We start from the raw sequence: 22,102 nt of genomic DNA, 5'->3' as shown, positions 1-22,102 counted from the left end.
GCTAAAACGTCGAGCCGAGCCGGGTGCAGATCAGCTTGCTCGGACTCCCGTCGGCATTCAATTTTTGCAAGGTGTTATCGCCAAGCCGCCGGAAACGCTGATCTTTCTTGGGGCCGCGGGTGAACAACACTTCATCCCCGCGCATCAGGTAAATCCCGTTGCCTTCGGCGTTGACGTAGCTTGACGCGGCGCCGATGCGAAAGCCTTCTTCGGCCACGACATCAAAGGCCACACTGCCGGCATCACCCGGCAGCGCGCATTCGTAGTTCCCATGCTGGAGAATGCCGAGCACCCCGGACGAAGGCCTATCGTCGCGGTTAGGCGGGAGTGATTTTGCGCGATCCTGCCCGTAGGCGCTTCCCGGCAGGAAGGCGGCGGCGGCAGCGGCGCTGATGATCAGCAGGAAAATGTAACGGGTCTTCATGATGGGTTCGCCTCTATCAGCCAGCAGCGGCGAAGGCCAAGCCTTTCAGCAGGCTTCTGCCCGCGCTTGCCGGGACGGGCAGGCTCGGCTATGGGCGCGCATCATTTTCGGGCGCTTGCGTTTCGGCGCGGTGCGCTCTCACCACTTCCTTGCACAAAGGCCAATAGCCCCATGAAGATCAGCGGCGTCGATATTCGCCCCGGCAATATCCTTGAATATGAAAAAGGCATCTGGAAGGTCGCCAAGATCCAGCATACCCAGCCGGGCAAGGGCGGGGCCTATATGCAGGTCGAAATGAAGAACCTGCAGGATGGCCGCAAAACCAACGTGCGGTTCCGTAGCGCCGACACGATTGAGCGCGTGCGGCTCGACACCAAGGAATTCCAGTTCCTCTATGCCGAGGGTGATGATCTGGTGTTCATGGACAATGACACCTTCGAACAGATCACGCTGCCCGGCGATCTGCTCGGCGATGCGCGCCCGTTTTTGCAGGACGGGATGCAGGTCAATCTTGAACTGTGGGACGAAAGGCCGATCTCGGTCGAACTGCCCGCGCAGATCGAAGCAACGATTGTCGACGCGGACGCGGTGGTGAAGGGGCAGACGGCCTCGTCGAGCTATAAGCCCGCGATCCTCGATAACGGCGTGCGGATCATGGTGCCGCCGCATATCGGCAGCGGCACGCGGATCATCGTCGATGTCTATGAACAGGCCTATGTCGGCAAGGCGAACTGAGCAAAACTGATGGCAGCTATTTCCGGCCTGATCCGCGTAATGGAACGCGCCGCGCGCAAGGCGGGCGGGCGTTTGCGGCGCGATTTCGGCGAAGTCGAACATTTGCAGGCAAGCCGCAAAGGCCCGGCTGATTTCGTCAGCAAGGCGGATATCCGCGCCGAACGCACGCTGTATGACGAACTGCTCACCGCGCGGCCCGGCTGGGGCTTCGTGATGGAGGAAGCCGGCGTGATCGAAGGTGATCCCGGAATGCCGCGCTGGATCGTCGATCCGCTTGATGGCACCACCAATTTCCTCCACGGCATCCCGCATTTCGCGATTTCCATCGCCGCGCAGGAACCCAAGCCCGATGGCAGCGGCTGGGGCGATGTGGTGGCGGGCGTGGTCTATCAGCCGATCACCGATCAGACCTTCTGGGCGGAAAAATCGCGCGGTGCGTGGTTGCAGGACGCGCGGTTGCGGGTCTCGGCGCGTTCACGGCTGGCCGATTCGCTGGTGGCCACCGGGGTGCCGTTCTTCGGACACGGTGACTTTGCCGAATGGAGCCGGATTTTCGGCGCGATTGGCCCGGAGGTTGCGGGCATCCGCCGGTTCGGCGCCGCCTCGCTCGATCTGGCTTACGTCGCGCAGGGCCGGTTTGACGGGTTCTGGGAAAGCGGCCTGTCGGAATGGGACACCGCAGCCGGGTGCCTGCTGGTGCGCGAGGCGGGCGGATTCGTATCCGATTTCCGCGGGCGGTCAGCCCCGATCCATGCTGATCAGGTGCTGGCGGCCAATGATGTGCTGCATTCACGGCTGCATAAGCTGTTGGCGGGGGCGCTGCGGTAAGGTTTCCGAGCGCTCCAGATCCTGCCTAGGTGGCGCTAGACCCCTGCTAGACCCCACTTAGACCCCTGCTAGGCCCCATCCAGACCAATGTTTCACGTGAAACAATGCCGCTTGACGCTTGATGCGGATCGCACACCTCGCTAACAGGCCCGCTCCCGCGCAGGCGCCCCTGTGGTGGAATTGGTAGACGCGCTCGACTCAAAATCGAGTTTCGAAAGAAGTGCCAGTTCGAGTCTGGCCAGGGGCACCACCGCCGCTTTCCCATAAACCGCTTGTGCAGGCCCCACGAAATTGGGTAGCCTTCGCCAAGGGTCACGTTCGAGCCCTGCCATTGAGGGGAACGTTATGCGGTTAAAGACAATCCTAGCCGGGGCAAGCGCGCTGACGCTGTTGGCGGCACCGGCGCAGGCTGACGATTTGCGCGAAGCGGTGGCCGCTGATCTGCCCGAATTGGTGACGCTTTATCAGGATTTGCACGCCAACCCTGAATTGTCGTTCCAGGAGTTTGAAACCGCCAAGAAACTCGCCGCCCGCGCCCGTGCGCTGGGGTTTGAAGTGACCGAAGGCGTCGGCAAAACCGGCGTGGTTGCGGTGATGAAGAACGGCGATGGCCCCACCGTCATGCTGCGTGCCGACATGGACGGATTGCCGGTGATCGAACAGACTGGGCTGCCCTATGCCTCAACGCGCCGCGCGGTGCCTGCCACCGGGATCGAAACCGGGGTGATGCACGCCTGCGGCCACGATACCCACATGGCGGCCTGGATCGGCACCGCGCAATTGCTGTCCGAACGCCGCGATCAATGGTCGGGCACGCTGGTGATGATCCTGCAACCGGCCGAGGAGATCGGCGAAGGCGCACTCGCGATGATCGAAGACGGGCTTTACACCCGTTTCCCGAAGCCTGATTACGTGCTGGCCTTCCACGATGCGGCGCAGGCCCCTGCTGGGGTGATCGCCTATTCGAAAGGCTTTGCGCTGGCGAATGTCGACAGCGTCGATGTGGTGGTTCCCGGCGTCGGCGGACATGGTGCCTATCCGCATACCGCCAAAGACCCGATCGTGATCGCCGCCAGCATCGTCAGCCGGTTGCAAACGCTGGTGAGCCGCGAATTGAACCCGCTTGAACCGGGGGTGGTGACAGTCGGCAGCTTTCAGGCCGGGTCAAAGCACAACATCATTCCCGATGAAGCACGGCTGCAAATCACCGTGCGCAGCTACACCGACGAGGCGCGCAAGCAGCTGCTCGACGGGATCGCCCGGATCGCCAGGGGAGAGGCGCTGGCCGCCGGAATGCCCGACGACAAGCTGCCCAAGGTCACTGTGTCAGATCCCTATACCCCGGCGACATACAACAACCCCGAATTCACCGATCAGGTCATGGCAGGATTGAAAACCCGGTTCGAAGGCCGCGTGTTTGAAGCGCCGAGCGTGATGGGGGGTGAGGATTTCAGCCAGTTCCGTCGCGCTGATCCTGACAATGTCCAATCGCTGATCTTCTGGGTTGGCGGTGTGCGGCCGGGCGAATGGGCGAAATCGGAACGCGGCGAGATCGAACTTCCCTCGCTCCACTCACCATTCTGGGCACCCGACGCCCCGGTGGTGATCGCGACTGCAACTGAGGCGCTGACCGCGACCACGCTTGATCTGATGGCGAAATCTGGGGGATAGGAGTTTTTGTGTTCCGCATCGCTTCCGCGATGCGAAATCCTCGCTCCCTTTGGTCGCTGCGGGCGGCCGGTCGCCCTTGCGGTTGCTGCGCAACCGATTGTGCTTCAGTTCGTAGGCATCGGCACATTTAAAAAAATTCAGCCGCCGGATCGCCCCAGCGAAGGAGCATTCCGGCGGCCGTTTCTCCTCCCCAGGAGAATTGTTGAACGGGGTTATTCCGAATCCGGCACGTAGGTGCCGAGCCGGTGGTGCAGCGCGTTGATCTTCGCCAGCTCCTCGCGGTCTTCGGTCGCGCGGGCGTGGCTTTCCAGCGCGCGGCGCAGCAGCTTCATGTCGGCCGTTGACAGCAGCGCGCGGGCGCGGGCGGGCTCGGTCTTGGGGGTATCAGTATCGCTCATCATCAGTCTCCTCGGGCGGCTTGCACCCTTGCGCGCTTAGGCGTTTCGGCAGCCAACCGGAAGGCGGCAAGCGCGATTTCCGGTTGGCTGTCATGTGGCATCCTCTTGCTGCTGACCGTCATCTGCGGCCATGCAGCATTCCACCTGCGGTGAGGCTGCGTTTATGCCGCCTCGAACTGGTTCATCGTATTGTGCGCGCCGCCGGCCTTTAACGCGGCTTCACCGGCGAAGTATTCCTTGTGATCATCGCCGATGTCGCTGCCGGACATGTTCTGGTGCTTCACACAGGCAATGCCTTGACGGATTTCTTCACGCTGCACGTTCTTTACGTAACCCAGCATCGCTTGTTCGCCGAAATACTCGCGGGCGAGGTTGTCGGTGCTGAGTGCCGCCGTGTGATAGGTCGGCAGTGTGATGAGGTGGTGGAAAATCCCCGCCCGCGCTGCACCATCGCGTTGGAAGGTGCGGATCTTCTCGTCGGCTTCGGCGGCCAGTTCAGTGGTGTCATAATCGACACTCATCAGCTTGGCGCGGTCATAGGCCGACACGTCTTTGCCTGCTTCGGCCCAGGCATCGAACACCTGCTGACGGAAGTTGAGCGTCCAGTTGAAGCTGGGCGAGTTGTTGTAGACGAGCTTCGCGTTCGGCACGACTTCGCGGATGCGATCAACCATTTCGGCGATCTGTTCGACGTGCGGCTTTTCGGTCTCGATCCACAGCAGATCGGCACCGTTTTGCAAGCTGGTGATGCAGTCGAGCACCACGCGGTCCACGCCGGTGCCGGGGCGGAACTGGTAAAGGTTCGAAGGCAGGCGCTTGGGCGCGAGCAGCTTGCCATCGCGGCTGATGAACACCTGACCATTGGTTATGTTGGCAGGGTCAACTTCATCGGCATCGAGGAAGGCGTTGTACTGGTCGCCCAGATCGCCCGGTTCCTTGGAGAATGCGATCTGCTTGGTCAGGCCAGCGCCGAGCGAATCGGTGCGGGCAACGATGATCCCGTCGTCCACGCCCAGTTCGAGAAAGGCATGGCGGCAGGCGCGGATTTTCTGGAGGAAATCCTCGTGCGGCACGGTTACTTTACCATCCTGATGGCCGCACTGCTTTTCGTCCGACACCTGATTTTCGATCTGGAGCGCGCAGGCGCCTGCCTCGATCATCTTCTTGGCGAGCAGATAGGTCGCCTCGGCGTTGCCGAAGCCTGCGTCGATATCGGCGATGATCGGCACGACGTGGGTTTCGTAATTGTCGATCGCGTTTTCGAGCCGCTTGGCTTCGACCGCGTCACCTGCCGCACGGGCCGCGTCGAGCGCACGGAACATCCCGCCAAGCTCGCGCGCGTCAGCCTGCTTGAGGAAGGTGTAGAGTTCGGCAATCAGCGCAGGCACCGAGGTTTTCTCGTGCATCGATTGATCGGGCAGCGGGCCGAATTCGCTGCGCAGCGCGGCGATCATCCAGCCCGACAGATACAGGTAACGCTGCTTGGTGGTGCCGAAATGCTTTTTGATCGCGATCATTTTCTGCTGCGCGATGAAGCCGTGCCAGCAGCCCAGCGACTGGGTGTATTGCGCCGGGTCGGCATCATAGGCCGCCATATCGGCGCGCATGATCTTGGCGGTGTAATTGGCGATGTCGATCCCGGTGGCGAAACGGTTCTGGGTCGCCATGCGCGCGGCGCTTTCGGGATCGATTGCGGCCCAGCTTGGCCCATTGGCGGCGACGATGTCGCGCATGTGGGTGATGGTGTTGTGGTAGGTCATATGCTTCTCCTGTCCGTTCTGGGCAGTGGTGCGGGCCTGGTAGGGCTTGCACCTTCGGATGAGCAGGCTGTGCCATGGTGCGGCGCAGCATAACAGGAAAACTTACAGAAAATCGTGTGGCTATGCGGACTTTTGGCCCTGATCTTGTGTAAATCAGTAAAGTTATTTACAGCGTGACCATGTCCGACACCAATCTCCTCGCTGGCCCGGCGTTGCGCCGCTTGCGCAAGCGCGAAGGCTTTACCCAAGCCGCGATGGCATCCGCGCTGGGCATCTCTCCATCCTATCTCAATCTTATCGAACGCAATCAGCGCCCGCTATCGGCGAAAGTGCTGGTGCGGGTGATCGAACGGTTTGATTTTGACCCGCGTTCCCTGCGTGAGGACGATGCGATTGGCGGCATCGACGGGCTGATCCGGCGGATGGCGGATAAACGCTTTGCCGATCTGGGAATCGACCGCGAGGAAGTGCAGGAGTTCCTGTCCGCCGCCCCCCAGATTGCAGCAGCATTTGCTCGGCTTTATGACAGTAGTGGAAGTGGTGGGCGGGCCGAGGCCGAAGATGCCACCGCGGCTGCGCGCCGGGTGATCGAACGCTGGCAGAACCATTTTGCCGATCTCGATCACGCCGCCGAAGCCCTTGCTGACGAACTGCGCCTGTCGCGCGGGGAAATCAGCGCCGCGCTGAGCGAACGGCTGCGCGAAAGGCACCAGTTGTCGGTGCGCATCCTCCCGGCAGAGGTGATGCCGGGGCAGGTGCACCGGCTCGACCTGCATGCGCGCCAATTGCAATTGTCCGAGATGCTGCCCGGCGCGGCGCGGCGATTCCAGATTGCGCGGCAGGTCGGCACGCTCGAAATGCGTGAGGCGATTGAAGCGCTGGTGGCAGGTGCGAACCTCGCATCGACCGAAGCGCGCGACCATTTGCGTGAGCACATCAGCGACTATCTGGCGGGCGCGCTGCTGCTGCCTTACCGCCGGTTTATGCGGGCTTGCGAGGCGACCGGATATGATCTGGAAGTGCTGCAACGCCGCTTTGCTGTCAGCTTTGATCAGGTGGCGCAGCGCCTGACCACATTGGGCCGGGTGGGAGAGCGCGGGCTGCCGTTCTTCACCGCCACGATTGATCGCGCCGGACGGTTGACCCACTTCACGGCGGGCGGCAGCGGCGCGATTTACCCGCTCGAAGGCGCGCTATGGCCAGCATGGGTGCCGTTCGCGGCTTTTGAACGGCCCGGCACGGTGCTGACGCAGGCAGTGACTTTCGGGGAAGGCGAAGGCACGGCGCGGCACTGGTTTACCATCACCCGCACGGTCGATGGCGACGGGGTGATGTGCGCGGGCCGCAGCTCCGTGGTGCTGGGGATCGAAGCGCGCTTCGCGGGCGATCTGGCCCACGCGCGCGGTGTTTCTCTGGACCGCGCGGATGCGGTGCCGCTGGGCACTCCTTGCCTGCGTTGTGGGCGGACGGAATGCCTGACGCCCGCACCGGCACGTTTGGCGAGCGTATTACCACGACTGCGGCCCGGTTCCTGACGCGGTATTAACCGTCATATGCAGCAGAAAACCGCGAGTCAGTAAACGGTGTAAAGTTTACCGACACTTAAGGTCTCAGCGTTAAAACCGGGCGCAGCCAAGCACCAAAGGCCCGCCCTGTCATGATCCGCCTGTTCAAGCATTATATCCCACACGCCGTGCTGCTGCTCGGTCTGCTTGATCTCGGCTTGCTGATATTGGCGAGCGAAGCGGCGTGGCAATTGCGCGCGCATCAGATCGGCATGGATGTGGGCAGCCTCGCCGATCGGTGGATTGCGTTGATCGGGACTGCGGCGGTGATCTGGCTCGCGATGATTTCGGTCGGTGTTTACGGCCCCAATGCGCTGCGCAGTTTGCGCTTTGCGGGCGCGCGGGTGCTGGTGGCGATCAGCCTGGGCATCATCACGCTGGCGGTGATCGACTTTATCATCCCGAGCGACCTGTTCTGGCGTTCAACGCTGCTTTACACGATGGGCTTCGCCATCCTTGTGCTGGTGGCGGATCGTTTGCTGCTCAACAGCTTCCTCGGCTCCTCCGCCTTTCGCCGCCGGGTAATGGTGCTGGGCGCGGGCGACCGGGCGCAGCGGCTGCGCGAATTGGCCGAAAAACCCGAAACCGGTTTCGTGATCGTCGCCTTTATCGCGATGAGCGACGACACGCGTGTTGTCGAAGAAGCGATCCCGCGTTCGGCGATCCACGATCTGGGCCGGTTCGTCGAAAACCTCGGCGTGAGCGAAGTGGTGCTGGCACTGCAGGAACGCCGCAATGCCCTACCGCTGAAAGACCTGCTGCGGATCAAGACCAAGGGCGTCCACGTCAATGATTTTTCCAGCTTTATCGAGCGTGAGACCGGGCGCGTCGATCTCGACACCATCAATCCCAGCTGGCTGATTTTTTCTGACGGGTTTTCCAGTGGGCGGATGTTTTCGAGCGCGGTCAAGCGCGTGTTCGATATCACCGCGAGCGTCATCCTGCTCGCGCTGACGCTCCCGCTTATTGCGCTGTTTGCGGCTCTGGTGAAGATCGACAGCAAAGGCCCGGCGTTTTTCCGTCAGCAGCGCGTGGGTCTGTTTGGTCAGACGTTCACGCTGATTAAACTGCGGTCAATGCGCACCGATGCCGAGAAAGACGGGGCCAAGTGGGCCGAGGAAAACGACCCGCGCATCACCCGGCTTGGCCGGTTTATCCGCAAGGTCAGGATCGATGAACTGCCGCAGACGTGGAGCGTGCTTAAAGGCCAGATGAGTTTCGTCGGCCCGCGCCCCGAAGTGCCGTCTTTCGTCGAAAGTCTGGAAGAAGAAATCCCGTTCTATGGCGAACGGCACATGGTCAAACCCGGCATCACCGGCTGGGCGCAGATCAATTATCCTTATGGCGCGTCGGTTGAAGACAGCCGCTGCAAGCTGGAATATGATCTTTATTACGCCAAGAATTATACGCCCTTCCTCGACTTCGTGATTCTGTTGCAGACTATGCGCGTGATCCTGTGGCCGGAGGGTGCACGGTGATCATGGCCGGCACCATCATGCCTTTGGCGACATCGCTGGCATGGCTGGCGGGCGCGGTGTTGAGCGCGGGCGCAATGCTGTGGTTGTGGCAGCATGGTGAGCGTGCGCGGCCGGATCGCGGCGCGTTGCTCGCGGCGGCTGGGTGCAGCGCCGTGTGGTGTTCGCTGACAGCCGGGCTTGGGCCAGACCACGGTGCTGCAATCACTGCGGCAATGGCCCGCAATCTGGCGCTGATCGCGGCGATATTCTGCCTGTTCTCTGCTGATGGACGAGCCGACAGCCTCAAACCTATCCGCCCGGTGATCATTGCGCTGGTGCTGGTGCAACTGTTGCAACCCGTGGTGCTGTTGTTCCAGTGGCGGGCGAGCGAAGTTCCCGGCATCGCCCGCGCGGCGTTTGAAGTGCGCCTCATCATAGATATGCTGGTGTCGATTGGGGCATTGATGTTGCTTCACAATCTCTATGCCGGGGCGGCAAATAACCTACGCCCGATCCTGCGCTGGACAGGAATCGCGCTGGCCGGCATTTTTGCCTATGATCTCAATCTCAGCACGATCAGCTATCTCAGCGGGCAAAACCCGGCTGGGCTTACGGATCTGCGCGGATTGTTTGCCGGGATCATGGCGGGGCTGTTTGCACTTGGCATGAACGCTTCAGGGCCGCGGGTGCAGTTCAATCCGTCGCGCGCGGTGACTTTTCGAACCCTCTCGCTGTTGCTGATCGGCGGTTACTTCGCGCTGATGGTGCTGGTGACCAAATCACTGGCGCTGATCGGCGGAGATATCGCCCGGGTGAGCCAGATCATGTTTGTGGTGCTGGCGATTGTCGGTGCGGGAATCGCGCTGCCATCGGCGCGGGTCAGGGGCTGGCTGCGGGTCATGGCGACCAAGCATCTGTTCCAGCACCGTTACGATTACCGCGAGGAATGGCTGCGCTTTACCCGCACCATCGGCCACGCCGGGGCAGGCACCGCAAGTTTGCACGAACGTGCGATCAAGGCATTGGCTGACATTACCGAAAGCCCGGCAGGGCTGTTGTTGATGCCTAACGAAGAAGCGCTGCTGGAATTGACCGCGCGCTGGAACTGGCCGACGATTGCGGTGCCTGCCGCGGCGGCAGATTATGGGTTTTCGGGCCTGATCGAACAGCATAACCTGGTGCTCGCCTTCGATGAGGCGCGCGGGGGCATCGATCATCACGGGGAACTGCCGCTGGTGCCTGCGTGGCTGATCGAGGCCGAGGATGCGTGGGCGCTGGTGCCGTTGCTCCATTTTGATCGCTTGGTGGGTGCGATTGTGCTCGCGCGGCCGCGAATTGAACGCCAGCTTGACTGGGAAGATTTCGATCTGCTGCGCGTCGCAGGTCAGCAGCTTGCCAGTTATCTGGCCGAACAGGCCGGGCAACAGGCCTTGATGGACGCCAGCCGGTTCGACGAATTCAACCGTCGCATCGCGTTTGTGATGCACGATATCAAGAATCTTGTCAGCCAGTTGTCGCTGCTGGCGGCCAATTCCGAAAAGCACGCTGATAACCCCGCGTTCCGCGCCGATATGCTGGTTACGCTGCGCAATTCGGCGGATAAGCTTTCGGCCTTGCTTGCTCGGCTGGGCCGCTATGGATCGGGACAGGTGCACGATCTTGCGCCGATTGATCTTGCTGCGCTTGCTCGCGCGATTGCCGAGCGGTTCCGCACGGTGCACCCGGTAATGCTGACCCGAGAGACGCCAGTAGAGGTGATGGGAAACCGCGAAGGTCTTGAACAAGCGCTGATCCACCTGGTTCAGAACGCGATTGATGCGAGTGAAGTGGGCGCGCCGGTGTTCCTCGATGTCGCTGGAGATGGGCTGCATGGCGTTATCGAAGTGGTTGATACTGGAGAAGGCATGACCCCCGAATTCGTCCGCACCGGCCTGTTCAAACCCTTCACATCATCGAAACAGGGCGGGTTCGGCATCGGCGCGTTTGAAGCCCGCGAACTCGTCAAGGCGATGGGCGGGCGGGTTGCGGTGGAATCGCGCGAAGGGCTGGGCACGCGCTTCACCGTGACGCTGCCGATTGCCGAGGCTGCGCGGCTGCTGGCCGGCCAAACTGCGCCTGAACCACCATCACAAGAGGTCGCCTGATGTCTGACAAGAAACCCGTACTGCTGGTGATCGAGGATGATCCCGGCCTGCAGGCCCAGCTGAAATGGGCCTATGATGATTTCGAAGTCGTGATCGCGGGTGACCGTGACAGCGCGCTCGCAGCCTTGCGGGCGGAGGTTCCCGGCGTGGTCACGCTCGATCTCGGCCTGCCGCCCGATCCCGACGGCACCAGCGAAGGCTTTGCCGTGCTCGATGCGATCATGGCGCTGAAGCCCGACACCAAGGTAATCGTCGCCAGCGGCCACGGCGCGCGTGAAAGCGCGTTGGAGGCGATCGCGCGCGGGGCCTATGATTTTTACCAGAAACCGATTGATATCGCGACGCTTGGCCTGATCGTCCGGCGCGCGTTCAACCTACGCGCAATCGAACAGGAAAACCGCAGGCTGATTGCCAGCAACAGCGCCGACAAGACCGTGCTTGGCCGCCTGATCACCGCCGCGCCAGAAATGGTCAAGGTCGCACGCACCATCGAACGTGTCGCCAAAACCAGCGTGTCGGTGATGTTGCTGGGTGCCAGCGGGACGGGCAAGGAATTGCTTGCCCAAGGCCTGCACGATACCAGCGACCGCGCTGACGGGCCGTTTGTCGCGATTAACTGCGCGGCTATCCCTGAAAACCTGCTCGAAAGCGAGCTGTTCGGGCATGAAAAGGGCGCGTTCACCGGGGCGATCAAGACCACCGAAGGCAAGATCGAAAGCGCCAATGGCGGCACGCTGTTCCTTGACGAGGTCGGCGACATTCCGCTCCCCCTTCAGGTCAAGCTGCTGCGGTTCCTGCAGGAACGCACCATCGAACGCGTCGGCGGACGCAAGGCGATTGCGGTCAACACCCGGATTGTTTGTGCCACCCATCAGGATCTTGAAAGCATGATCACGGCTGGGGCTTTCCGCGAAGACCTGTTTTACCGGCTTGCCGAAATCGTGGTGCGCATTCCCGGCCTTGCCGAACGCCACGGCGATCCGGTGCTGCTGGCGAAAGTGTTCCTCAAACGCTTCGCCGCAGAGATGAACCCCGGCGTCACCGGCTTTGCTCCCGATGCCCTCGCCGCGATTGATGCGCATGACTGGCCGGGCAATGTCCGCGAGCTGGAAAACCGGGTGAAACGGGCGGTGATCATGGCCGATGGCAAGCTGATCAATGCCGATGACCTCGATTTTGGCACGGAGGAGGAAGACGCCAATGTCCTCAACCTCAAAGCCGCGCGGGAGGCAGCGGATCGCCGGGTGATCCGCCACGCGCTTGCGCGCAGTGAAGGCAATATCTCCAGCACCGCCAAGCTGCTCGGGGTCAGCCGCCCGACGCTTTATGACCTGCTCAAGCAGTATGATTTGCAGGCGTGAAACCCGCGCTGCGCTAGCCGCTCTGATCCTGACGCTGACGGGCTGTGCGGGGGAGGGCGACACGGGTGCGCCAGACCCATCCGCGATGCGCGATCCGGCGGTTGCGATCCTGCTGGACGATGCCGATTCGGCAATGGCGCAGGGCGCGTTGGCCGAAGCGGGTAGCAAGCTTGACGCAGCGCGCGTGCTTGCGCCCGATGATCCTGATCTGTGGGTTGCGATTGCCCGGCTGCGGTTTCGTGGCGGCGAACATTTCACCGCACTCGAAGCGGCAGACCGTGCGCTGGAACTTGGCCCCCGTCACGCGCCCGCACTGCTGATGCGGGCGCTGATGGTGCGCGATGCGCATGGGCCAGCCAAGGCGCTGGCGTGGTTCGAGGCGGCGCTGGCAGCTGATCCGCATAATGCCGAGGTGTGGGCCGAATACGCGGCGACGCTTGGCGATAGCGGACGCAACCGGGCGATGCTACGGGCGGTTCGCAGGCTGGCAGAAATTGCGCCCGATGATGCGCGGGTGTTCTATTTGCAAGCCGTGCTGGCCGCGCGCGGCGATAACCCCGCGCTCGCCCGCAGCCTGTTGCAGCGTAGCGGGCTGGCCGCGCGCGAGGTGCCTGCGGCGATGCAGCTTGACGCGGTGCTGAGCCTTGCCAACGGCAATTACGATAGCGCAGCCGTGACGCTTGAAACGCTGACCGCGCGCCAACCGGGCAACGCCCGTGCGCGCGAATTGCTCGCCAGAGCCTTGCTGCTGGCGGGGCGCGAGGCGGATCTGGTTGCGCGTTTCAGTGCCGAAACGCAGCTGGCAGAAGCCTCGCCCTATCTCATCATGCTGGTGGCGCGGGCGCATGAACGACTGGGCGACCGGGCGCGAGCGGCACCGCTGCTGGCGCGTGCCTATGGCGGCGCGCGGCGCACACCGATCGCACTGGCAGATCGTCCCGGCCTGCCGCCGCCAACCGCTTCGATGCGTTCCGATGCGTTGGCTGGAAACTGGACAGGCGCGCAGGCGCAGGCGCAGGATTTGCGCGTTCGCTTTGCGGCATCGGCAGATGTGGCGAGCCTTGCCGGTGATGCCAGCTATGGCGCGGGAGATATTCGTGCGGCGCTTGCCGCCTATGCGCTGGCCGCCAGGGTGAAACGCCCTTGGCCGATGACCCGAAAGATCGCGTTTGCCTCGCGCATGGCCGGAGACGCGGAGGCAGCCGATGCCTTACTGGCGCGTCATGTTGCGGGCGAGCCATTGGCGATAAGCGGACTGGTCGAATTGGCCGATGTCCAAGCCCAACGGGGGGACTGGGCGCGGGTTGCAATGTTGCTCGACCATGCGATCAGGCTGGGCGGCGGGCATGATCCTGCGCTGCTGAGCTTGCGCGTGGAGGCCGCTCGGGCGCTGAATCGGCCCGCCGATGCGCAGCATTTCGCCCGGTTGCTGGCTCACATCAGGCCGGGCACCTTGGCGCAGCATTAGAGCATCGTGCTGAAAAGTGGGAACCGGTTTTCAGCTTTTTACGATGCGACAACAAAAGCTAGAGCGGGCGACCTGCGTCAGATTTAACGCAGCCCGCTCTAGCGACAGGCTCGACAAGCGGGCAAGCGCGGGGCAGGGCGGCTTGCCAATGTCCCAACCTCGATCCCTCCTGCGCCTGCCATTATTCAGCGATCCGATGGTCGCCGTGTTGCTGGCGGCGACCACGCTGGCGCTGTTGCTGCCCGCCACCGGAGAAGCGCGCCGCTTTGCGAGTGCCGTTTCCAATGGCGGGATATTCGTGCTGTTCCTCGTCAACGGAATGCGCATCCGGCGCGGCGAGATCGCGCGCGGGCTGGCCAACTGGCGCTATTTCGCGCCGCTGATGCTGTTCGTGTTTGGCGCGATGGCGCTGGCGGGGGTGGGGTTTGCTAGCCTTGCAGGAAACGCCTTGCCGCCGCTGGTGGCGCTGGGGTTTGTCTATCTTGGCAGCCTGCCATCAACGGTGCAATCGGCGACGTCCTATACCAGTCTGGCGCATGGCAATGTGGCGCTGGCGGTGGTCGGCGCGGCGCTGATCAATATCACGGGGGTGTTTATAAGCGCGCCGTTGTTCGCACTGCTGGGCGGGGGCAGCGCGGGCGAGATCGGCAGTGAGGCGATCATCCGGATCGGGTTGATCCTGATATTGCCGTTCGTGATCGGACAGGTGGTACAGGATCGCGTGTTCGATCGTATCACCGCCCACCGTGCGCGCATCGTGTGGCTTGACCGGGCGGTGATCGGCATGGCGGTGTATGTCGCGTTCTCCGGCGCGGTCGAGCACGGGCTGGGCGCGATGTTTGCGCCTGCCGATTGGCTGGTGCTGATCGGGCTGGTGCTGGCGATGCTGGGGTTGGCGCTGGCCGGGGCATGGGGCAGCGGCGGCGCGCTGGGCCTGCCGCGCGCTGACCGGATCGCATTTCTGTTCGCAGGGTCGCAGAAAAGCGTTGCCATCGGCGCGCCGCTCGCTGCTATTCTGTTTCCACCCGCCAGCGCCGGGTTCGTGATTGCCCCGCTGCTACTCTATCACCTTGCGCAACTGGTGGTGGCCGCGCCGCTGGCTACGCGTCTGGCGCGGACTGCCCAATAGCTTCGGCCCGGCGTTCCGCCCGGTTGTGACGGATTGACCACCCCAGCGACAGCCCGATCAGGGTCGCGCCAATCAATCCGGTGAAGGTTTCAGGAATGTGATAGCGCGCCGATATCAGCATGATCCCACCCAGCACGATAATCGCCCAGAACGCGCCGTGTTCAAGATAGCGATATTGCGCCAGCGTTCCGGCTTTGACGAGATGGATCGTCATTGAGCGCACGAACATCGCGCCTACGGATAGGCCAATGGCGATCACGATCATGTTGTTCGACAGCGCAAACGCCCCGATCACGCCGTCAAAGCTGAAGCTGGCGTCGAGCACTTCGAGATACAGAAACCCGCCTAACCCTGACCGCACGATAGCGCCGCTGGCCTTTTTGGCGGCTTCGCGCTGTTCGATGATCGCCCCCAGCGCATTCACCCCGATATAGGTGACAAGGCCGAGGATGCCTGCGGTGAGAAATGTGTTTGCATCATCGGGGGCAAGCATTGTCGAAACGCCATAGACCAGTGACAGCACCAATCCGATTTCCACCGCCGGGACGTTCGAGAAGCGGTTGATCGCCTGTTCGACCGATGCGATCCAGTGCACTTCCTTGTCAGAATCGAAGAAGAAGCTGAGGCCGACCATCGCAAGGAACGCGCCGCCAAACCCGGCAATGCCGATATGTGCGCTTGAAACGATACGCTCATATTCCTGCGGATCACCAAGTGAGAGTTGGATCGCATCCCAAGGGCCGATCTGCGCCGCGATTGAAACAATCGCGATCGGAAACACGATCCGCATCCCGAACACCGCAATCAGGATGCCGATAGTCAAAAAGCGTTGCTGCCATACCGGGTCCATTTCACGCAGCACCGTGGCGTTAACCACCGCATTATCAAAGCTGAGCGAGATTTCGAGGATCGAGAGCACAAACACGATCCATAGAACCGACAGCATCCCCGCAAGATTGCCACTGCTGACCCAGCCATAATAGGCTGCCAGCGCAAAACAGACAGCCGTGAAGCCGAGCGAAAATGTGTAGAAACGCAGCAAAGTCTGCATGACAGAAAGAGGCCTTGAATAGGAGAGGGTCAGCCCTTGGGCTGATATGTCTGTTCTTCGCCGGGGAAGGCGCGGCTGCGCACTTCATCGGCATAGCGGGCAACGGTGCGGTCGATCAATCCGGCGACGTCTTCGTAGCGTTTCACGAAGCGCGGAACGCGTTCAAACATGCCGAGCATATCTTCAGTCACCAACACCTGCCCATCGCACTGCGCCGAAGCGCCAATGCCGATGGTGGGGCAGGACACCGCCTTGGTTGCGGCAATCGCGATCGGTTCAACCACGCCTTCGATCACGATGGCAAAGGCCCCGGCGTCGTCGAGCGCCTTAGCATCGCTGACGATCTTCTCGGCCTCGGCGTCGGAACGCCCGCGCGCGCCATATCCGCCGAGCACATTGACCGCCTGCGGGGTCAGGCCGACATGGCCCATCACCGGGATGCCGCGCTGGTTGAGGAACGCGATGGTCGGTGCCATCGCTGCCCCGCCTTCGAGCTTTACCGCAGCCGCGCCGGTCTGTTTGAGCAGGAAAGCTGCGCTTTCAAACGCTTGCTGCGGCGAACTTTCGTAAGAGCCGAACGGCATGTCGATCACCACCACCGCATGATAGGAACCGCGCACCACCGCTGCGCCGTGGTTTGCCATCATCTCCAGCGTCACCGGAATGGTCGAGGGCAGGCCATAGATCACTTGCCCCAGCGAATCCCCGACCAGCAGCAGATCGCAATGCGCATCAAGCAATTGCGCCTGCCGCGCGGTATAGGCGGTGAGCATCACCAGCGGTTCAGCCGTCACCCCATCCTGTTTGCGGTTGCGGATGCCGGGAACGGTAAACCGCCGCATCGGCTGCGGGGTGGGGTTGGCACGGCTGGTGCTGGTATCTAGCTGGAAGGTCGTTGACATGATGTCCCCGCGTCTAGCGATTGTCTGCGCTTGGGGAAAGAGCGCGCTTTCGACTTGTGTTGCGCCGGTGTTACGCTAGCTTCCGTCCCCGACGATCGCGCGGGGGATCTGCTTGCGATCAGTGGGAGATTTATTCCAGATGTTTCTTGACAGGGTAAAGCCGCTTGATGCGATCCTCGCAGCAGCGGAGAAGAAATCGCTCAAGCGCACGCTCGGCGGATTGCAACTGATGCTGTTCGGCATCGGCAGTATCATCGGCACCGGGATATTCGTGCTGACATCTGCGGGGGCGCAGAAAGCCGGGCCGGGTCTGATGCTGGCCTTCGCCATTGCGGGGCTGATCTGTATTGTCGCGGCTTTATGCTATGCTGAAATCGCCTCGACCATTCCGGTATCGGGTTCGGCTTATACCTACACCTATGCGACGATGGGCGAATTTCTCGCTTGGACAGTGGGCTGGGCGTTGGTGCTCGAATACGCGATCGCGGCGAGCGCCGTTTCTGTGGGGTGGTCAGGCTATTTCGTCGGCACAATCCTCAATGAGACATTCGGGATACACCTGCCAGCCGCGCTTTCGGGTGGGCCGCTGGCGTTTGGCGGGGTCGAGGGAGGTATTATCAACCTTCCTGCTTTCGTGATCGCACTGCTGGTTACCTGGTTGCTGCTGATCGGCACCAGCGAAAGCGCCAAGGTCAACGCGGTGCTGGTGGCGATCAAGGTGACTGCGCTCACGATCTTCATCGTGTTGACCCTGCCCGAAGTTGATGCGGATAAATTCAACCCGTTCCTGCCGGCTGGCGTTTTTGGCGGTTGGGGCACGGGTGTCGGCGCGGTCGGCGCTGCGGCGACGATCTTCTTCGCCTATGTCGGTTTCGATGCGGTTTCGACCGCAGCTGAAGAAACCAAAAACCCGCAGCGCAACGTTCCGATCGGGCTGATCGGTTCGCTGTTGTTCTGCACGGTGTTCTACATTCTGGTGGCAGCCGGGGCGATTGGCACGATTGGTGGTCAGCCGATCATGGGCCCGGGCGGCGTTCCGTTCCCGGCCGGTTCAGAAGAACTTGCACGGCAATGCGCCATGCCGGCCTATTCCGCTGCGTTGGTATGTTCGGATGAAGCGTTGGCCCATGTGCTGCGGCAGATCGGCTATTCGGGGATCGGTAATGCGCTGGGCTATGCCGCGTTCATTGCCTTGCCATCGGTGATCCTGGTGCTGCTGTTTGCGCAGACCCGCATCTTCTTCGTGATGAGCCGTGACGGCTTGCTTCCCGATGTGCTTAGCCGGGTTCACCCCAAGTGGCAGACCCCGCATGTGGTGACGATGATCACCGGCGCGGCGGTGGCGGTTGGTGCCGCGTTCCTGCCGGTGGGCAAGCTGGCTGACATTGCCAATGCCGGAACACTGTACGCCTTTGCGATGGTCGCGCTGGCGGTGATGGTGCTGCGGCGTAAGCGGCCTGATGTGAAGCGGCCATTCCGGGTTATGGGCTTGTGGGTCATTGCCCCTGCGGCGATGGCAGGCTGTCTGTTCCTGTTCTTCAATCTGCCGTTCGAAGCAATGATCGTATTGCCAACATGGACTGTGGCCGGGGTGCTCATGTATGTCGCCTATGGCCGCAGCCGCAGTCATCTGGGACGCGGGGTCGTGGAAGTGGTTGATGATGTGCTGGGAGAGGAAACACTCCTGCCTAAGGGCTAATCCGGTTTTTGATCAATGCCGTTTGAGACAATTAGAGGGGCGCCTGGTTCAGGCGCCCCTTTTTTGTTGGTTGACGAAGCGATTGCCAAGCTCACAAATGGAACATAATATGAACAGATGAGTCGTTCAGCTATGTCCTCGCACCTTTCATCTGCCCGCGCTGTGCTTCGCGTACCCCCGGAATCGCGCTGGCGACTGGCGTTACTGGATTTACCGCCAAGGGATCGCAGGCGACGGGCGCGGCGGGGTGCCCGATTGGTTTCTGCACGGGGCTGTATGCCTAGGGCCCTGAGCCTAGGTGTTGCCTTTAAGCCTCCTTATAGGCCTGCTTAGAGTTCCTTTACGTGTTTATGCGAAGTTCAGACCATGAACCTCGATTCGATCCCGCGGGCGTCTGATCGCCGACCGATAAGCCTGATGGTGAAAAGCCGGGTGCGCTCGCGCGTGGTGTTCGTCGATCTGATCGACCTGTCCGAAGGCGGTTGCAAGATCCGTGGAAAACCGGGATTTGCCGAGATGGGCGACCGGGTGACGATGAGGGTGAACGGCATCAACGCGCCGCTCGGCAACATCGCCTGGATTGAAGGGCCAATCGCGGGCGTCGCTTTCGAAGGCGCAATGCATCCCGCTGTGATCGATTATCTGTGTGAACAGGGCGGCGCAAAGCTGGCTGCCCCGCAACGCCGCAGGGTCTGACTACCTACTTGCAAGCTTTGCATTTGGCGCGGAACATATAAGGAACATAAAGGTGTTCCCTAAGGTTCCCAATGCCCCAGAAAACGATCGAAACCCCTGATGATGTGCTGCCCCTGCGCAGCGCCTTTGTCGAACTCGGAATCGTCAGCTGTTTCAGCTTTTTGCGCGGCGCGTCGCACGCGGCTGATCTGGTGCTGGCCGCGCACGCCCACGGTTATGATGCAATCGGGCTGGCCGATGCCAATTCACTGGCAGGCGTGGTGCGCCTGCATACCGAGGCGAAGGCGCTCAAGCTGCGCCCGGTGATCGGCTGCCGGATCGAGACGGTGGAGGGGCTGGCCTTTCTCGCTTATCCTGAAGATCGTGCCGCCTATGGCCGGTTATGCCGCCTCATCAGTGCCGGGCGGATGCATCTGCTGAGCGCTCCGCTGGCCCGCGCCGACGAGGCCAACCGCTTGATGTTCGAGCACGGGCCAAGCGGCCACCCGCGCGACCACCGGATATTGCCAAAATCACGCGATTTTCATTAGGGTTAGCGAGTAAACTTCAGCTCGCCTCAAGCGCATATCCGGCAGATCGTACCGTGCGGATCGGGTCTTTCGCGCCGTCGATCCCGATTGCTTTGCGCAAGCGGCGGATATGGACATCGACCGTGCGCAACTCGATGTCGGAGCCGGTGCCCCACACCCCGTCAAGCAATTGCCCGCGGTTGAACACCCGGCTCGGGCTTTCCATGAAGAACTTGAGCAAGCGGTACTCGGTCGGCCCCAGTTGCAGCGCGCGGCCGCGACGCTGCACCCGGTGCGCCACCGGATCAAGCTTGAGATCGCCAACCTCGATCGTCTCACCCGCCAGCGCCGGGCGGATACGCCGCATCACCGCCGCCACCCGGGCGAGCAGTTCGCGCGGGCTGAACGGCTTGGTCAGGTAATCATCCGCCCCGGTTTCGAGCCCGCGCACCCGGTCATCCTCAGCCTCGCGCGCGGTCAGCATGATGATCGGGACGTGTGCGGTTTCCTTGTCGCGGCGCAGCCGACGGCAAACCTCGATCCCGCTGGTGCCTTCGATCATCCAGTCAAGGATGATGAGATCGGGCACTTCCTCGCTGGCGAGAATCAAGGCCTCGTCGCCATCGCCTGTGCAACGGACGGAATAGCCTTCGTTCTGGAAACGATATTCGAGCAATTCGGACAGCGCCGGATCATCTTCAACCAGCAGTAATTTGGCAGCGGACATGGGCAAGATGCCTCCTCAAGCCCGCACAGACGGGCGCTGACAAGTGCTATGTGTCATCTACGCGACAGTTTGATGAAACGGAATGCGACAAGTTTTCCACACGGGCGTTACGCATCGCCCGTCATATCTTACTTTCACCGGTCCCCTTCGGGCGGATAGACACCGGTCGCCGCAAAGTGCACCATTTCCGCCACATTGGTCGCGTGATCGCCGATGCGTTCGATATTGCGGGCGACGAACAATAGCTGTGCTGCGCTCGAAATGGTCGAAGGATTTTCGACCATATGGCTGACAAGATTGCGGAAAATGCTGTTGTAAAAGGCGTCAACCTTGGCATCGGTGGCGATCACTTCGCGGGCCAGATCGGGATCGCGCGCGGCATAGGCGGTAAGCACGTCGTGCACCATATCGCCCGCCAACTCGCCCATTGCCGGCAGCAGTGTCAGCGGTTCAAAACGGCCGCGACCTTCGATCATGCCGACCCGCTTGGCGATGTTCTTGGAATAATCACCGATCCTCTCGATCACCCCGCCGATTTTCAGTGCAGCGATCACTTCGCGCAGGTCATCAGCCATCGGCGCGCGCAAGGCGATGATTCGCACCGCCAGCTTATCAACCTCGGTCTCCAGCGCGTCGATGCGCTTGTCGCGGGCCACAACGCTTTCGGCCAGCGCCACGTCGCCGCGCACCAGCGCATCAAGCGATTCGGCAATGGCGACTTCAGCCAACCCGCCCATTTCCGCGATCAGGCCGCGCAGCCGGGTGATGTCTTCGTCGAAGGCCTTGACGGTATGTTCAGCCATCAGCCGTACCTTCCGGTGATATAGTCCTTGGTGCGTTCTTCGATCGGATTGGTGAAAATATCCGAGGTTGGGCCATATTCCACCATCTTGCCGAGGTGGAAAAATGCCGTGCGCTGACTGACGCGGGCGGCCTGTTGCATCGAGTGGGTGACGATCACGATGGCGTATCGGCCAGAAAGTTCATCGATCAGTTCCTCAATCTTGGCGGTCGCGATCGGATCGAGCGCGCTTGCCGGTTCATCCATGAGGATCACCTCCGGGTCAACCGCGATGGCGCGCGCGATGCACAGGCGCTGCTGCTGCCCCCCCGACAACGCGGTGCCCGAATCGTCGAGCCTGTCCTTGACCTCGTCCCACAGCCCCGCGCGGGTAAGCGAACGTTCGACCACCACATCAAGATCGGCCTTCTTTTCGGCAAAGCCGTGGATTTTCGGCCCATAGGCGATGTTTTCATAAATCGATTTGGGGAAAGGGTTGGGCTTTTGGAACACCATCCCGACCCGCGCGCGCAGTTGCACCACGTCCATCCGGTCGGCGTGGATGTCCTCACCATCAAGCTCGATCAACCCGCTCACCTTGGCCGTGCTGATCGTGTCGTTCATGCGGTTGAAGCATCGCAGAAACGTCGATTTGCCGCAGCCCGACGGGCCGATAAAGGCGGTGACGTAATTGGGCGAGATGTCGATCGACACTTCGTCAATCGCCTTGATGTCGCCGTAAAAGACCGAAACGTCGCGCGCGCGGATTTTGGCGCTTTCGTCGGTCATATTGGGAT

Annotated in this window: 19 protein-coding genes, 1 tRNA gene and 1 pseudogene; 13 read left to right on the top strand and 8 right to left on the bottom strand. The window is 61.7% G+C overall.

Annotated elements, in window-relative coordinates; translation table 11 throughout:
- Position 1: 1 nt before the first annotated feature.
- The gene (locus ACSSV3_RS09730) at positions 2-424 is read right to left on the bottom strand and encodes an elongation factor P (protein WP_354324841.1); all 423 of its coding nucleotides are present in this window, start codon (positions 422-424) and stop codon (positions 2-4) included.
- 171 nt (positions 425-595) lie between these two features.
- Between ACSSV3_RS09730 and efp the strand changes: the two genes are divergently transcribed.
- From efp to ACSSV3_RS09710, 4 genes are all read left to right on the top strand, one after another.
- On the top strand, positions 596-1,159 hold the full coding sequence (gene efp / locus ACSSV3_RS09725) for an elongation factor P (protein WP_354324842.1): 564 nt from the start codon (positions 596-598) through the stop codon (positions 1,157-1,159).
- Between the two features lie 9 nt (positions 1,160-1,168).
- A complete protein-coding gene (locus tag ACSSV3_RS09720) occupies positions 1,169-1,987 on the top strand; it encodes an inositol monophosphatase family protein (RefSeq protein ID WP_354324844.1) in 819 nt (272 codons plus the stop codon).
- A gap of 165 nt (positions 1,988-2,152) precedes the next feature.
- Positions 2,153-2,237, top strand: a tRNA-Leu gene (locus tag ACSSV3_RS09715).
- 95 nt (positions 2,238-2,332) lie between these two features.
- Positions 2,333-3,658, top strand: coding sequence for an amidohydrolase (locus tag ACSSV3_RS09710; protein WP_354324846.1), 1,326 nt, complete (start codon positions 2,333-2,335; stop codon positions 3,656-3,658).
- A 212-nt stretch (positions 3,659-3,870) separates the two neighbouring features.
- Here ACSSV3_RS09710 and ACSSV3_RS09705 read toward each other — a convergent pair whose 3' ends face one another.
- Both ACSSV3_RS09705 and ACSSV3_RS09700 read right to left on the bottom strand, forming a co-directional pair.
- A complete protein-coding gene (locus tag ACSSV3_RS09705; protein ID WP_354324974.1) occupies positions 3,871-4,056 on the bottom strand; it encodes a hypothetical protein in 186 nt (61 codons plus the stop codon).
- 161 nt (positions 4,057-4,217) lie between these two features.
- Complete coding sequence (locus ACSSV3_RS09700; RefSeq protein WP_354324847.1) at positions 4,218-5,816, bottom strand: isocitrate lyase; 1,599 nt, start codon at positions 5,814-5,816, stop codon at positions 4,218-4,220.
- Positions 5,817-5,995: 179 nt separating this feature from the next.
- Here ACSSV3_RS09700 and ACSSV3_RS09695 point away from each other — a divergent pair, with 179 nt between their 5' ends.
- The 6 genes from ACSSV3_RS09695 (at position 5,996) to ACSSV3_RS09670 (ending at position 14,940) form a co-directional block, all read left to right on the top strand.
- On the top strand, positions 5,996-7,351 hold the full coding sequence (locus ACSSV3_RS09695) for a helix-turn-helix domain-containing protein (RefSeq protein ID WP_354324848.1): 1,356 nt from the start codon (positions 5,996-5,998) through the stop codon (positions 7,349-7,351).
- A 122-nt stretch (positions 7,352-7,473) separates the two neighbouring features.
- A complete protein-coding gene (locus tag ACSSV3_RS09690) occupies positions 7,474-8,859 on the top strand; it encodes a TIGR03013 family XrtA/PEP-CTERM system glycosyltransferase (RefSeq protein WP_354324850.1) in 1,386 nt (461 codons plus the stop codon).
- 2 nt (positions 8,860-8,861) lie between these two features.
- Positions 8,862-10,982, top strand: coding sequence for an XrtA/PEP-CTERM system histidine kinase PrsK (gene prsK, locus ACSSV3_RS09685; RefSeq protein ID WP_354324852.1), 2,121 nt, complete (start codon positions 8,862-8,864; stop codon positions 10,980-10,982).
- Positions 10,982-12,343, top strand: a complete 1,362-nt coding sequence (gene prsR / locus ACSSV3_RS09680; RefSeq protein ID WP_354324853.1) for a PEP-CTERM-box response regulator transcription factor — start codon at positions 10,982-10,984, stop codon at positions 12,341-12,343. The genes prsK and prsR overlap by 1 nt, the downstream gene beginning before the upstream one ends.
- Positions 12,327-13,811 (top strand): tetratricopeptide repeat protein, encoded by a 1,485-nt coding sequence (locus tag ACSSV3_RS09675; RefSeq protein WP_354324855.1) that lies wholly within the window; start codon positions 12,327-12,329, stop codon positions 13,809-13,811. The genes prsR and ACSSV3_RS09675 overlap by 17 nt, the downstream gene beginning before the upstream one ends.
- Before the next feature lie 148 nt (positions 13,812-13,959).
- Positions 13,960-14,940 carry a bile acid:sodium symporter family protein gene (locus ACSSV3_RS09670; RefSeq protein ID WP_354324856.1) on the top strand — a complete coding sequence of 327 codons (981 nt, stop codon included), beginning with the start codon at positions 13,960-13,962 and terminating at the stop codon, positions 14,938-14,940.
- Here ACSSV3_RS09670 and ACSSV3_RS09665 read toward each other — a convergent pair.
- Together ACSSV3_RS09665 and panB are read right to left on the bottom strand one after the other, a co-directional pair.
- Positions 14,912-15,991 carry a DUF475 domain-containing protein gene (locus ACSSV3_RS09665; RefSeq protein ID WP_354324857.1) on the bottom strand — a complete coding sequence of 360 codons (1,080 nt, stop codon included), beginning with the start codon at positions 15,989-15,991 and terminating at the stop codon, positions 14,912-14,914. The genes ACSSV3_RS09670 and ACSSV3_RS09665 overlap by 29 nt on opposite strands.
- Positions 15,992-16,020: 29 nt before the next feature.
- Entirely contained in the window at positions 16,021-16,893 is an 873-nt protein-coding gene (panB, locus tag ACSSV3_RS09660; protein WP_354324859.1) for a 3-methyl-2-oxobutanoate hydroxymethyltransferase, read from the bottom strand.
- 139 nt (positions 16,894-17,032) lie between these two features.
- Between panB and ACSSV3_RS09655 the strand changes: the two genes are divergently transcribed.
- The 3 genes and pseudogenes from ACSSV3_RS09655 to ACSSV3_RS09645 form a co-directional block, all read left to right on the top strand.
- Positions 17,033-18,592: an amino acid permease gene (locus ACSSV3_RS09655; RefSeq protein WP_354324861.1), complete on the top strand. Its 1,560-nt coding sequence runs from the start codon at positions 17,033-17,035 to the stop codon at positions 18,590-18,592.
- A 366-nt stretch (positions 18,593-18,958) separates the two neighbouring features.
- Positions 18,959-19,288: a PilZ domain-containing protein gene (locus ACSSV3_RS09650; RefSeq protein WP_354324863.1), complete on the top strand. Its 330-nt coding sequence runs from the start codon at positions 18,959-18,961 to the stop codon at positions 19,286-19,288.
- Between the two features lie 71 nt (positions 19,289-19,359).
- Positions 19,360-19,710, top strand: a pseudogene (locus tag ACSSV3_RS09645) (PHP domain-containing protein); the annotation flags it as partial.
- Positions 19,711-19,834: 124 nt separating this feature from the next.
- Here ACSSV3_RS09645 and phoB read toward each other — a convergent pair.
- The 3 genes from phoB to pstB all read right to left on the bottom strand — a co-directional run bounded on the left by phoB (position 19,835) and on the right by pstB (position 22,094).
- Complete coding sequence (gene phoB / locus ACSSV3_RS09640; RefSeq protein WP_354324864.1) at positions 19,835-20,524, bottom strand: phosphate regulon transcriptional regulator PhoB; 690 nt, start codon at positions 20,522-20,524, stop codon at positions 19,835-19,837.
- Positions 20,525-20,658: 134 nt separating this feature from the next.
- A complete protein-coding gene (gene phoU, locus ACSSV3_RS09635) occupies positions 20,659-21,327 on the bottom strand; it encodes a phosphate signaling complex protein PhoU (protein WP_354324866.1) in 669 nt (222 codons plus the stop codon).
- Complete coding sequence (gene pstB, locus ACSSV3_RS09630) at positions 21,327-22,094, bottom strand: phosphate ABC transporter ATP-binding protein PstB (protein WP_354324867.1); 768 nt, start codon at positions 22,092-22,094, stop codon at positions 21,327-21,329. Before pstB ends, phoU begins: the two co-directional genes overlap by 1 nt.
- Positions 22,095-22,102 lie beyond the last annotated feature (8 nt).

Source organism: Porphyrobacter sp. MBR-49 (assembly GCF_053628655.1).
This window is presented reverse-complemented; position numbering and strand designations above follow the sequence as displayed.